This window comes from Blastomonas sp. SL216 (assembly GCA_026625625.1).
Taxonomy (GTDB): Bacteria; Pseudomonadota; Alphaproteobacteria; order Sphingomonadales; family Sphingomonadaceae; genus Blastomonas.
Genome location: CP113055.1, coordinates 3,566,886 through 3,579,514, shown reverse-complemented (window position 1 = coordinate 3,579,514; position 12,629 = coordinate 3,566,886). Strand labels below are relative to the sequence as shown.

Here is a 12,629-nt window from a genome sequence, read left to right as displayed (position 1 = left end):
AGGGGTCACGTTTTCATCATGTCCAATCCCATCTATCTCGCGGTCGATCTTCCCGATCTGGCGCGCGCCTCCGCTCTGGTGCAGCAGGTGCGCAGCCATATCGGCGGGGTAAAGCTGGGGCTGGAATTCTTCTGCGCCCATGGCCATCACGGCGTGCACGAGATCGCCAAGCTGGGGCTTCCGATCTTTCTCGACCTCAAGCTGCACGACATTCCCAATACCGTCGCCGCCGCGATGCAGGCCATCCATGTGCTGGAGCCGGCGATCGTCACCATCCATGCCGCCGGGGGCCGCGCGATGATGGAAGATGCCAAGGCGGCGGCTGGCGCGCATACCAAGGTCGTCGCCGTCACAATGCTCACCAGCCTGGACGACAGCGACGTCGCCCGGATCGGCTATTCAGGGACTGCGCATGACAATGTGCTGCGGCTGGCGGAACTGGCGCATGAGGCCGGGCTCGACGGCATCGTCTGTTCGGGCCAGGAGGTCGGCGCGGTGCGGCACCAGTGGCGCGACGGCTTTTTCGTCGTCCCCGGCGTGCGTCCGGCGAGCGCCGTGCTGGGCGACCAGAAGCGCGCCGTCACCCCGCGCCAGGCGCGCGATGCAGGCGCATCGGTGCTGGTCATCGGCCGCCCGATCGCGCGCGCGGACGATCCCGACCAGGCCGCACGCGACATCATGGCGACGCTGTAGAAATTCCCCCATATTGCGCGTTCCCCCCGCGAACGCGGGGGTCCCGCTTCTGCGATAGTTTGCACCCATGCCGGATTCCCGCGTTCGCGGGAATGACGAGAAACGGGAAACGAAGGTAGCATGACCACGCTAATCAAGATCTGTGGCCTTTCCACCGAAGCCGCCATCGATACCGCGGCGCGCGAGGGCGCGAGCCATATCGGGCTGGTGCATTTCGAAAGAAGCCCGCGCCATGTGACACTCGAACAGGCCGCCGAGCTGCGCCGCCGGACGCCCGACCACGTGCAGGTCGTGCTGCTTCTGGTCAACGCCTCGCCCGAGCTCACCCAGCGCGCCTATCGCACCGTGCGGCCCGATGTCATCCAGTTCCATGGCTCCGAAAAGCCCGAATGGCTGGGCATCGTGAAGCAGCACATGAAGGTGGAGGTGTGGAAGGCGCTGGGCCTGCGCAGCGCAGAAACGCTCGTCAATGCCCGCCGCTTCGATGGCCAGGCCGACCGGCTGCTGTTCGATTCCCCGGCCCAGGCCTTGCCCGGCGGCAATGGCACCGTGGCCAACTGGTCGCTGCTCGCCGGTCACCAGCACCACCTGCCCTGGGGCCTGGCGGGCGGGCTCGACCCCGACAATGTGCGCTTTGCGCTGGTCGCGACCAAGGCCCCGCTGGTCGATGTCTCATCGGGTGTGGAGAGCGAGCCGGGAGTCAAAGATATGGACAAGATCGCCCGCTTTTGCCAAGCGGTTCGCGATCATGACCAACACCGCAACCCAGCTTAACAGCTATCGCAATCAACCCGACGCACAGGGCCATTTCGGCCAGTATGGCGGGCGCTATGTTGCAGAAACCCTGATGCCTCTGGTGCTCGATCTGGAGAAGCACTATCGCGCGGCCAAGGCCGATCCGGCCTTTCAGGCGCAGTTTGACGACCTGCTCGAACATTATGTCGGCCGCCCCAGCCCGCTTTATTATGCCGAGCGGCTGACCGAGGAACTGCGGAAAGATGCCCCCGAAGGCAAGGGCGCGCAAGTGTGGTTCAAGCGCGACGAACTCAACCATACCGGCGCGCACAAGATCAACAACTGCATCGGCCAGATCCTGCTCGCGATGCGCATGGGCAAGACGCGGATCATCGCGGAAACCGGCGCGGGCCAGCATGGTGTCGCCACCGCGACCGTGTGCGCGCGCTTCGGCCTGCCCTGCGTGATCTATATGGGCGCGACCGATGTCGCGCGGCAGCAGCCCAATGTGTTCCGCATGAAGCTCTTGGGCGCGGAGGTCGTCCCCGTCACGTCGGGTGCGGCGACGCTCAAGGACGCGATGAATGAGGGATTGCGCGACTGGGTCGCCAATGTCCACGACACCTTCTACATCATCGGCACCGCCGCTGGCCCGCACCCGTACCCTGAGCTGGTCCGCGATTTCCAGAGCGTGATCGGCAAGGAGGCGCGCGCGCAGATGCTGAGCCGCATCAATCGCCTGCCCGACCTGCTCGTTGCAGCCATCGGCGGCGGATCGAATGCGCTGGGCCTGTTCCACCCCTTCCTCGACGATCCCGATGTGCGGATGCTGGGCGTCGAAGCCGCTGGATACGGCCTTGATGGCGATCAGCACGCAGCCAGCCTGCTCGGCGGCTTCCCCGGCATCCTGCACGGCAACAAGACCTATCTTTTGCAGGACGAGGACGGCCAGATCACCGAGGGCCATTCGATCAGCGCGGGCCTCGATTATCCCGGCATCGGCCCCGAGCACGCCTGGCTCAAGGACATGGGCCGGGTCGAATATACCGCGATCACCGATGACGAGGCATTGGACGCCTTCCAGCTGCTCTGCCGCACCGAAGGCATCATCCCCGCGCTGGAACCTGCGCACGCGATCGCTGCCGTGGCAAAGGTCGCTCCTACGATGGACCGCGATGCGATCATCCTCGCTAACCTGTGCGGGCGGGGGGACAAGGATATTTTCACCGTGGCGGACAAGCTTGGGGTGGAGATGTAGGCATGATGTTTGGTCTAATTGGCAAAGCACTGGCTCATGGCTTGGCTGCAATCTTGTTGACTGCCTCAACGCATTTTATTTTTGGGTGGCCAGCGAGTTTTGAGAGGGCCCTTGCTATAGCTGGTGCTGTCGCAGTCGGTGCCGCCGCGACTTTTCTCATTCGTCACCGGTCTCGTCATAGGTCAGTCATCCAATGACCCGCCTCTCTTCCGCCTTCCCCGCCGACCGCGCGGCGCTTGTGTGCTTCGTCACGGCTGGCGATCCTGACGCTGCGTCCACGCCCGCGATCCTCGACGCGCTGGTCGAGGGCGGCGCGGATGTGATCGAGCTCGGGATGCCGTTTACCGATCCGATGGCCGATGGTCCCGCGATCCAGGCGGCGAACCTGCGTTCACTGGCGGCGGGAACCAAGACCGCCGACATCCTGCAGATCGCCACCGATTTTCGCGCCCGTCACCCCAATGTGCCGCTGGTGCTGATGGGCTATGCCAACCCGATGACCCGCCGCGGACCCGAATGGTTTGCCGATGCCGCTGCCGCAGCGGGTGTCGATGGCGTGATCTGCGTCGATATTCCGGCGGAAGAAGACGCGGCGCTTGGCCCGGCTCTCCGCGCCAAGGGCATCGCGCCAATCCGCCTTGCCACGCCGACCACCGATGCAGCACGTCTGCCCGCCGTGCTCGAAGGTGCAGGCGGCTTCCTCTATTATGTTTCGGTCGCCGGGATCACCGGCAAGCAGCAGGCGGTGCAGGCGAGCATCGAGGAAGCGGTAACGCGCCTCAAGGCCTCGACCGACCTGCCCGTCGCGGTCGGCTTTGGCGTGCGCACGCCGCAGCAGGCCGCCGCCATCGCGCGCGTTGCCGATGGCGTCGTCGTCGGCAGCGCGATTGTTGAGATCGTCGCCGAACATGGCGCGGCAGCGGCAGGCCCGGTACGCGATTATATCCGCAGCCTCAGCGACGCGATCGCCACGGCGCGCGCCACAACGAACGCCTGATAGGAGCATCCCCCATGAGCTGGTTCAGCCGCGTCCGCAATTCGATCCCCCTGATCGCCAAGCGCGACACCACGCCCGACAACCTGTGGCACAAGTGCAAGGCCTGCGGCGAAATGGTGTTCGCCAAGGAGTTCGAGGACAATCTCTCGGTCTGCCCCAAATGCGGCCATCATGAGCGGATCGGGGCGCAGGCGCGCTTTGCGATGCTGTTCAACGACAAGATCTGGGAAGAGCTGCCCGCGCCGGTGGTCAAGGAAGACCCGCTCAAGTTCCGCGACAGCAAGAAATATGTCGACCGCATCAAGGCCGCACGTGCGGCGGGCACCGCGACCGATGCGCTCACCAATGCGCTGGGCCGCATCCAGGGCCACAAGGCCGTGGTCGGCGTGCAGGATTTCGCCTTCATGGGCGGATCGATGGGCATGGCGGTGGGTGAGGCGTTCATTCGCGGCACCGAGCGCGCGATTGCCGAAAAATGCCCCTATGTCATCTTCACCGCAGCCGGTGGCGCGCGCATGCAGGAAGGCATCTTGTCGCTGATGCAGATGCCGCGCAGCACCGTGGCGATCAGCCGTCTGCACGCGGCGGGCCTGCCCTATATCGTCGTGCTGACCGACCCCACCACCGGGGGCGTCACCGCCAGCTATGCAATGCTGGGCGATGTGCAGATGGCCGAGCCCAATGCGCTGATCGGCTTTGCGGGCCAGCGCGTGATCGAGCAGACGATCCGCGAAAAGCTGCCCGAGGGCTTCCAGCGCTCCGAATATCTGCTCGAGCACGGGATGCTCGACATGGTGGTCGAGCGCAAGGACCTGCGCGAACGGCTGGGCAGCGTGATCGATTATCTGATGGCGGCCAAGGCGGCAGCGTGAAACTGGCGGGGTTCAGCCGTCAATCTTCGCCCGCACCCTCTCCCCTCCCGCTTGCGGGAGGGGTGCCCGAAGGGCGGGGTGGGAGCGAGGCGCAGCCGCGCCTTGCGGCTTCCGTTCTCCCTGCCCACCCCGGTCCGGCAAGCCGGACCTGCCCCTCCCGCAAGCAGGAGGGGAAAGGGTGATGGACCACGCCATTTCCACGCATGCTGGCGTCCAGACCCAGCTGGACCGGCTCGCGGCGCTGTCGCCAGGGCGCGACGTGCTGGGGCTGGAGCGGATCACCGAACTGCTCGCCCGGCTGGGCAATCCGCACCACCGTCTGCCCCCCGTCTTCCATGTCGCGGGCACCAACGGCAAGGGATCGACCTGCGCGTTCCTGCGCGCCGCAATCGAGGCTTCGGGCCATGTCGCCCATGTCTATACCAGCCCGCATCTGGTGCGCTTCAACGAGCGGATTCGGCTCGCCGGACGGCTGATCGACGACGAGGCGCTGGCCGATTATCTCGCGCGAGTGCTCGACATTGCAGAGGGGATCAGCGCCAGCTTTTTCGAGGTCACGACCGCCGCTGCGTTTCTCGCCTTTGCGGAGACGCCCGCCGATGCCTGTGTGATCGAGGTGGGCCTGGGCGGCAGGCTGGATGCGACCAACGTGCTGCCCGCGCCGGCCGTGTGCGGCATAGCGGCGCTGGGCATCGACCACGAGGCGTTCCTGCTCGCGCCCGAAAAGGGCACGCCCGAGGTTCCGCTGGAACGCATCGCTTTCGAGAAATCAGGGATCGCCAAGCAGGGCGTGCCGCTCGTCATCCAGAAATATGCCATCGGCATGATGGGCGCGATTGCCGGCCAGGCGATGCGCGCCGGGGCCTATGTCAAGGCGCGCGGCGAGGACTGGGACGCCGCGCTCTATCAGGGGCGGCTGCACTATCGCGATGTCGACGGACGGCTCAGCCTGCCGCTGCCGCGCCTGCCCGGCGAGCATCAGGCGGATAACGCCGCGCTCGCCATCGCCATGATCCGCCACCAAAGCGCACTTGCCATCCCCGACAGCGCGCTCAGCGCCGCGATGGGCTGGGCCGAATGGCCCGCGCGGATGCAGCGGCTGAACCCCGGCCCGCTCACCCGGTTGCTGGGCACCGGCGAGCCCGTATGGCTCGATGGCGGGCACAATCCGGATGCCGGCGCGGCGCTGGCGCGGCACGTGTCCGCGATGGGCGGAAAGGTGCATCTGATCATCGGCATGCTGTCGAACAAGCAGCCCGGCGCGCTGCTGGGCCCGCTGGAGCCCTATCTCGCCAGCGTCACCGCGCTGCCGGTGCCCGGGCATGAATGGCACGATGCCGATGCGTTTCAGCAATGCCTTACCTCGGGGATCGAGGTCGAGGCGGCGGCGGATGTCGCAGCGGCGATGGCGCGGCTGGCGGAGCATGAAGCGGCGCCGGTGCTGATCGCGGGCTCGCTCTATCTCGCGGGCGAAGTGCTCAAGGCGAACGGGCAAGAACCTGATTGAATAGGCGAGTGCCTATGACACCCCATCCGTTTGTCCCGAGCGAAGTCGAGGTACGTGTTCGGAAAATATAGCGCATACGTCCCTCGACTTCTCGGCTTTGCCGAGAAGTTCATCCTGAGCGGCTGGCTTGCCAGCAGCCGAAGGGCTCGGGAACGCGGAAATATTTGCGCATTGATCCTGACTAAGCCCCGTTCTCCTCGGTCCCAGCCGTCCCCAGCGACCGATCCACCAGGCCGCTCGCCATCATCCACCAGAACAGCAGCACACCCGGCAGCGCGGCCACCGTCGTCACCAGATAGAAATTGGTGAAGCCCAGCTGCTCGATCATGCCGCCCGCCAGCGTTCCGGTGAGGAACCGTCCGGTGATGCTGGCGGCGGCGGAAAGCAGCGCGAACTGCGTCGCGGTGAACTCCAGATTGCACAAAGCCGAGAGATAGGCGACCACGCACACCCCGCCGATGCCGCTGGCGAAATTCTCGAAGCCCATCGCGCCGGCCATCGCCCAGGTGTTATGGCCGACACTGGCGAGCCCGGCAAAGGCCAGGTTCGACACCGCCATCAGGATCAGGCTGATCAGCACCGAGCGCTTCATGCCCAGCCGCGCATAGAGCATACCGCCGACAAAAATGCCCGCCAGCAGCGCCCAGAAGCCGAGGCCGACATCGTAGATCGCCAGCTCGTCATTGGTGAAGCCCAGATCCTCGAACAGCAGCCGCAGCGTCAGGTTGGCGAGCGTGTCGCCGATCTTGTGGACCAGCACGAACAGCAGCACGACGAGCGCGCCGGAGCGCTTGAAGAACTCGGCCAGCGGGCTGACATAGGCGATCGCGGCGGCAACCGGACCCTTCAGGGGCTTGGGTTCCTGCCGCCGCGCCGGTTCGCCCATCACCAGCCCGGTGATCACCGCGAACAGGCCGAAGAACGACACCGCGATATAGGCCGTGCTCCAGTCGCTGCGCGCCGCGACGATCAGCGCCACTGACCCTGCGAGCGCGGCTCCGATGCGCCAGCCATATTGGCTCATCCCCGATCCCACGCCCAGCTGATGCGGCTCGAGCAGTTCGATGCGATAGGCGTCGATCACGATATCGAAGGTTGCGCCCGCCACGCCGACCAGGATCGCGGCGACGGCAACGCTGGCGATATCCGCCTCCGGATCGGCCAGCCCCAGGTTCATGATCGCGACCATCACCAGCACCGCGCACAGGATCAGCCACGAGACGCGCTGGCCCAGCCGCCCGATCAGCGGCAGCTTCACCGCATCGATGATCGGTGCCCAGAGCCATTTGAAATTATAAGCAAGGAACGTGAGCGCAAAGGCAGTGACGGTCGACTTTTCGATCCCCGACTGGGCCAGCCGGGTGGACAGCGTCGCGGCGATCATCGCGAAGGGAAAGCCCGAGGAAATACCCAGGAACAATGCGGCCAGCGGTGCAGCCTCGGTATAGGGCCTGAGGCCCATCGGCAGCGAGGCGCGCCAACCCGTGACTTCGGGCGCGATCCCGGCGGCGTTATCGTTCATGCAATCTTTTCCCTTCCCGTGTCCCGGGGCAGGAAACTAGCGGCACCAGCGATTTACGCCAGAGGGATTTGCGCTGCCGGGCGGCGTCAGATCACCGCCGATCCGATCACCGCACCGCCCGGTCCTTGGCGGACCAGCACGGCATGGCGATCCGCACCCGTCTGGCGCAGCATATCGGGAGTGATGGTCACGCTGTGCGCGCCGCCGCTCCAGCGCCCCAGCGCCCGCTCGGCCAGCACGACATTGGTGTAGTGCACCTGCCGCCCACCATTCTCGCCGCTGCCGATGCTGATCGTGCGCCCGGCCGCCAGCGCCACCAGCACCAGCTCGGCATTCTGGCCCCTGGGCCCATCGAGCCGCACCGTGCGCGTGCCGGCGTTGCCCGCTGCCAGCGTGACGCTGAGACCTGCGTTGCGGCGCGCGGTCGCGGCGCTGGCGATCAGGGCGCGTACCCTGGCCTCTTGCGACCCCACCGCCTGTGCCTGGCCATCAACCACCAGCTGCGGCGTATAGATATTCGCGCCATCAAAGGCCCGGTCGCCATATTGGCGCTGCAGCCGCGTGTTCTCCTCGCGGCCCAGGCTGTCCTTCCAGCCGAGCCGGTCCCAATAGGTCACCGGGCGGCTGATCACCAGGATCGCGGGATCGCGTGCCAGCCGTGCAGCTACCGCATCGGCGGGTGGGCATGACGAACAGCCCTGGCTGGTGAACAGCTCTGCCACCACCGGGCCAGCCGCCGACAATGTCGCCACCGGCCTTGCCGCCACGCGCTGCACCGCTGCAGCGGCAGACGGGTCGGCACGCCCTTCGATCAGCACGAAGCCGGTGAGACCGGCCAGCGCCAGCATGGGAATCCAGATTTTCAACATCGCCATGTCCTTGTCCGCGCGCACTGCGCTCCATGGCCGCGATATTCGCTGGCTCTGGTCAGCCGGTTACGCCGCCGGATAGAGGTTGAGCGGCTTGGGCATCGCCTTGGGCGTCTTGCCGCGGATCAGCAGATCGACCGCATGGATCGCCTTGACCAGTTCTGCCGCGCTATACGGCTTGATCAGGCAGCCGATGGCATATTGCTTGGCATGGCCGGGACAGGTTCCCGTCGCGAACAGCACCGGAATGTCGCGTTCGCTGGCGACCCGAGCCACTTCCACCCCGCTGCCGCCGCGCGAGAGGTTGACGTCGGCCAGCACGAGATGGATCGGTTCGCGCTCCAGCACCGCGATCGCTTCCGCCTCGGTATCGACCGTCGCGGCGACGCGATAGCCCGCATCGACCACGCGCAGTTCATTGTCAAAGGCGATCAACGGCTCGTCCTCGACGATCAGGATGGTTTCGATCGAACGGGTGAACCGCGAAAACAGCATGAGGCGACTTTCTGACTGGGCGGAGCGGCAGGAAAGGTAAATACGCGAGGATCAATTCTTGCGTTCCCGCAAGCGCCCTTCGACGTTATAGCAGCGCCCATGCCCCCCCGGAAACCGAAATTCGATCCGCTCGACGACAGCCCCTCGCCGCGCGCCGCACCGCCCAAGGCCCGCACCTCCACGCTGGGTGATGGCCAGCGCATCGCCAAGCTGCTGGCGCGCGCCGGCATCGCCTCGCGCCGCGAGATCGAGCGGATGATCGAGGGCGGACGCGTCGCGCGCGATGGCGTGGTCATCACCACGCCCGCCACGGTGCTGACCAGCCTCAACGGCATCACCGTTGATGGCAAGCCGGTCAAGGAGCCAGCGCCCGCCAAATTGTGGCGCTTCCACAAGCCTGCCGGTCTGCTGACCGCAGAGCGCGACTTTACCGGTCGTCCGACCATTTACGAGCACCTGGCCAAGGTTGCGCCCGATGCGCCGCGCATGATGCCTGTAGGGCGATTGGACCTCAATACCGAGGGCCTGCTGCTGATGACCAATGACGGCGAACTGAAGCGCCAGATGGAGCTGCCGGCTACCGGCGTGGAGCGCACCTATCGCGCGCGTGCCTTTGGCGAGGTCAGCCAGACGCAGCTCGAGGACCTGATCCACGGCATCACCATCGAAGGCGTGCGCTACGGCAAGATCGACGCCAATCTCGAACGGCGGACCGGCCGCAACGGCTGGATCGAGATGACGCTGACCGAGGGCAAGAACCGCGAAGTGCGCCGCGTGCTCGAACATCTCGGGCTCAAGGTCTCGCGCCTCATCCGCACGCGCTATGGCCCCTTCCTGCTGGAAGGGCTGGATGTCGGCGCGGTCGACGAGGTGCGCAGGCACGATGTGGTGACGTTCAGGAAGACGCTGAAATGAGAGTGAAACGCTAGGATGCTGCGCATCATTTCGGGCGAATGGCGGGGCCGCAAGCTGAAGGCACCTCCAGGCGACACTACCCGCCCCACCGCCGATCGTACCCGCGAGACCTTGTTCTCGATGCTGACGAGCCGCCTCGGCTCGTTCGAGGAGCTGGCGGTGCTTGACCTGTTCGCAGGCTCGGGCGCGCTGGGGCTCGAAGCCCTGTCGCGCGGAGCGCAGCGGTGCGTGTTCGTGGAACAGGACCGACCAGCGATCGACGTGCTCAAGGCCAATATCCGCCTGCTCGAAGCCGATGCGCGGTGCGAGGTCCGGCCGAGCTCCGCATTGTCGCTGGGGCCCGCCATCAAGCCATTCGACCTGATCCTGCTCGACCCGCCTTATGGCACTGGTGCAGGCGCAGTGGCGCTCGACAAGCTGAACCGGCTAGGCTGGTTCGCGCCGTCGAGCTGGATCAGCCTGGAAACCTCCGCCAAGGAAACGCTCGACATTGCCGGGTTCGAAATCGACACAGAACGCGTCGTCGGCAAGGCGAAGCTCACGCTGTTGCGGCCCGCCCCCGCTGCGCCCATAGACCTGCAAAGCTGACCAAACCTGCAGCGGCGAGATACAGCCCTACCGCGTCCGCGCCGCCCCGGTCGGCGAGCGCCTGCGCGGCGATCGGGGCGACAGCGCCGCCAATGATGCCGCCGCCATTGAATGCCACCGATGCGCCGGTATAGCGCACGCGGGCGGGAAATTGCTGCGGCAACCACGCACCTAGCGGACCATAGACAAAGCCCATGACCAGCAGCGCCACCGACAGCGCGATCCAGGCCAGCCAGAGCGAACCCGAGCCGAGCAGCGGCCCGAACATCAGCCCGACGCCGATGGTCGCCGCGCAGCCGATCATCAGCACACGCCCGCTGCTGGTCGCATCCGAACGATAGCCGGAGACGACGATGCCCAGTGCCAGGAAGAGGATGGCGCCCAGCTGCACGATCAGGAAGCTGGTGCGGTCATGCCCCAGCGCGGTGGTGGCATAGCCCAGGGCAAAGGCGGTCGAGAGGTAGAAGATCGCAAAGCAGGCGACGACCGCGAACGTGCCCGACAGGGTGGCGCGCAGGTGATGGCGCAGCAGTTCGGCGACCGGAACCGCTGCCGGGCGCTCTGCCTCGAGCACGCGGGCAAAATCGGGGGTTTCGGTGATCTTCAGCCGCACCCACAGCCCCAGCCCGACCAGGATGCCGCTGGCCAGGAACGGCACGCGCCAGCCCCAGCTGATGAACTGTTCTTCGGTAAGGTTCAGCCCCAGCAGCAGGAACAGCCCGTTTGCGGCAATGAACCCCACAGGCGCGCCCAGTTGCGGCGCCATGCCGAAGCGGGCCGCCCATCCCGGCGGGGCGTTTTCCACCGCCAGCAAGGCTGCGCCGCCCCATTCGCCGCCCAGGCCGAAGCCTTGGCCAAAGCGCAGGATGCACAGCAGCAGCGGCGCGACCCAGCCCACCATCTGCCAGGTCGGCAGAAACGCGATCAGCAGCGTAGATCCGCCCATCAGCATCAGCGAGGCGACAAGCGTCGACTTGCGCCCGATACGATCGCCGAAATGGCCAAAGGCGATGGCGCCGACAGGCCGGGCGAAAAAGGCGAGGCCAAAGCTCATATAGCTGAGCATCAGCTGCGCAGAGGCGCTTTCTGCCGGGAAGAACAGCGGCCCGAAGACGAGCGCGGCGGCGGTCGCATAGATATAGAAATCGTAGAACTCGACCGCAGTGCCGACCAGCGACGCTGTCAGCACACGCTGATGCGTGCGAAATGGGTGCATCATTCTTCCCCTTTCCCCGGCGAGGCACCGTTAACGCGGGGGGCGGACTTGGCAAGCAAAAGCGCGCCTTGCGCTGTAGCTGAGCGGAGACGCCCAAAAGGGGCCACAGTCGCCTGCGACCCCTTTATGGGAAGATGAGAAGAGTGAAGGTAGTCAGGGAAAAATCAGGCAGCGATCACTTCGCCATCGGCCTCCGGATCGCGCAGCACATAGCCGCGCCCCCAGACGGTCTCGATATAATTCTCGCCACCACAGGCCAGCGCCAGTTTCTTGCGCAGCTTGCAGATGAAGACGTCGATGATCTTGAGTTCGGGTTCGTCCATGCCGCCATAAAGGTGGTTCAGGAACATTTCCTTGGTCAGCGTGGTGCCCTTGCGCAGCGAAAGCAGCTCGAGCATCGCATATTCCTTGCCGGTCAGATGCACGCGGGCGCCATCGACCTCGACGGTCTTGGCGTCGAGGTTGACCGCCAGCTTGCCGGTGCGGATGACGCTTTGCGAATGGCCCTTGGAACGGCGCACCACGGCGTGAATACGGGCGATCAGCTCTTCGCGGTGGAAAGGCTTGGTCACATAATCGTCGGCACCGAAGCCGAACGACCGGACCTTGCTGTCCATCTCCGAAATGCCGGACAGAATGAGCACCGGCGTCTGCACCTTGGCGACGCGGAGCTTTTTCAGCACGTCATAGCCGTGCATGTCGGGCAGGTTCAGGTCGAGCAGGATGATATCGTAATCATAGAGCTTGCCCAGATCCAGGCCTTCTTCGCCGAGGTCGGTCGTGTAGACATTGAAGCCCTCGGTCGTGAGCATCAGCTCAATGGCCTTGGCCGTTGTCGGCTCATCTTCGATCAAAAGCACCCGCATGTGCAGCCCCTTTTTGCCCGTGCCATCGGCACCGTTCAGTCATCTGGACCCAAGAACGGATCGACGAGGAAAACATTAACCATAATTTTTTTGGGG

At 65.5% G+C, this 12,629-nt stretch carries 13 protein-coding genes; 8 read left to right on the top strand and 5 right to left on the bottom strand.

Annotated elements, in window-relative coordinates:
• Positions 1-18: 18 nt before the first annotated feature.
• The 6 genes from pyrF to OU999_16875 all read left to right on the top strand — a co-directional run bounded on the left by pyrF (position 19) and on the right by OU999_16875 (position 6,062).
• Positions 19-693, top strand: a complete 675-nt coding sequence (pyrF, locus tag OU999_16900; GenBank protein ID WAC23391.1) for an orotidine-5'-phosphate decarboxylase — start codon at positions 19-21, stop codon at positions 691-693.
• 120 nt (positions 694-813) lie between these two features.
• Positions 814-1,467 (top strand): phosphoribosylanthranilate isomerase, encoded by a 654-nt coding sequence (locus tag OU999_16895; GenBank protein WAC23390.1) that lies wholly within the window; start codon positions 814-816, stop codon positions 1,465-1,467.
• Complete coding sequence (gene trpB / locus OU999_16890) at positions 1,442-2,686, top strand: tryptophan synthase subunit beta (GenBank protein ID WAC23389.1); 1,245 nt, start codon at positions 1,442-1,444, stop codon at positions 2,684-2,686. Before OU999_16895 ends, trpB begins: the two co-directional genes overlap by 26 nt.
• Before the next feature lie 193 nt (positions 2,687-2,879).
• Positions 2,880-3,683 carry a tryptophan synthase subunit alpha gene (trpA, locus tag OU999_16885; GenBank protein WAC23388.1) on the top strand — a complete coding sequence of 268 codons (804 nt, stop codon included), beginning with the start codon at positions 2,880-2,882 and terminating at the stop codon, positions 3,681-3,683.
• Positions 3,684-3,697: 14 nt separating this feature from the next.
• A complete protein-coding gene (accD, locus tag OU999_16880) occupies positions 3,698-4,555 on the top strand; it encodes an acetyl-CoA carboxylase, carboxyltransferase subunit beta (protein WAC23387.1) in 858 nt (285 codons plus the stop codon).
• 178 nt (positions 4,556-4,733) lie between these two features.
• The gene (locus tag OU999_16875) at positions 4,734-6,062 is read left to right on the top strand and encodes a bifunctional folylpolyglutamate synthase/dihydrofolate synthase (protein ID WAC23386.1); all 1,329 of its coding nucleotides are present in this window, start codon (positions 4,734-4,736) and stop codon (positions 6,060-6,062) included.
• A gap of 181 nt (positions 6,063-6,243) precedes the next feature.
• Here OU999_16875 and OU999_16870 read toward each other — a convergent pair whose 3' ends face one another.
• From OU999_16870 to OU999_16860, 3 genes are all read right to left on the bottom strand, one after another.
• The gene (locus OU999_16870) at positions 6,244-7,524 is read right to left on the bottom strand and encodes an MFS transporter (GenBank protein WAC25460.1); all 1,281 of its coding nucleotides are present in this window, start codon (positions 7,522-7,524) and stop codon (positions 6,244-6,246) included.
• 146 nt (positions 7,525-7,670) lie between these two features.
• Positions 7,671-8,459 (bottom strand): DUF1223 domain-containing protein, encoded by a 789-nt coding sequence (locus OU999_16865; protein WAC23385.1) that lies wholly within the window; start codon positions 8,457-8,459, stop codon positions 7,671-7,673.
• A gap of 60 nt (positions 8,460-8,519) precedes the next feature.
• Positions 8,520-8,948, bottom strand: coding sequence for a response regulator (locus OU999_16860; GenBank protein WAC23384.1), 429 nt, complete (start codon positions 8,946-8,948; stop codon positions 8,520-8,522).
• A gap of 99 nt (positions 8,949-9,047) precedes the next feature.
• Between OU999_16860 and OU999_16855 the strand changes: the two genes are divergently transcribed.
• On the top strand, positions 9,048-9,863 hold the full coding sequence (locus OU999_16855) for a pseudouridine synthase (protein WAC23383.1): 816 nt from the start codon (positions 9,048-9,050) through the stop codon (positions 9,861-9,863).
• 18 nt (positions 9,864-9,881) lie between these two features.
• The gene (gene rsmD, locus OU999_16850) at positions 9,882-10,451 is read left to right on the top strand and encodes a 16S rRNA (guanine(966)-N(2))-methyltransferase RsmD (GenBank protein WAC25459.1); all 570 of its coding nucleotides are present in this window, start codon (positions 9,882-9,884) and stop codon (positions 10,449-10,451) included.
• Here the strand turns inward: rsmD and OU999_16845 are convergent.
• Positions 10,402-11,667 carry an MFS transporter gene (locus tag OU999_16845; protein WAC25458.1) on the bottom strand — a complete coding sequence of 422 codons (1,266 nt, stop codon included), beginning with the start codon at positions 11,665-11,667 and terminating at the stop codon, positions 10,402-10,404. The genes rsmD and OU999_16845 overlap by 50 nt on opposite strands.
• A 164-nt stretch (positions 11,668-11,831) precedes the next feature.
• Positions 11,832-12,533: a response regulator transcription factor gene (locus OU999_16840; GenBank protein ID WAC23382.1), complete on the bottom strand. Its 702-nt coding sequence runs from the start codon at positions 12,531-12,533 to the stop codon at positions 11,832-11,834.
• Positions 12,534-12,629: the final 96 nt, after the last annotated feature.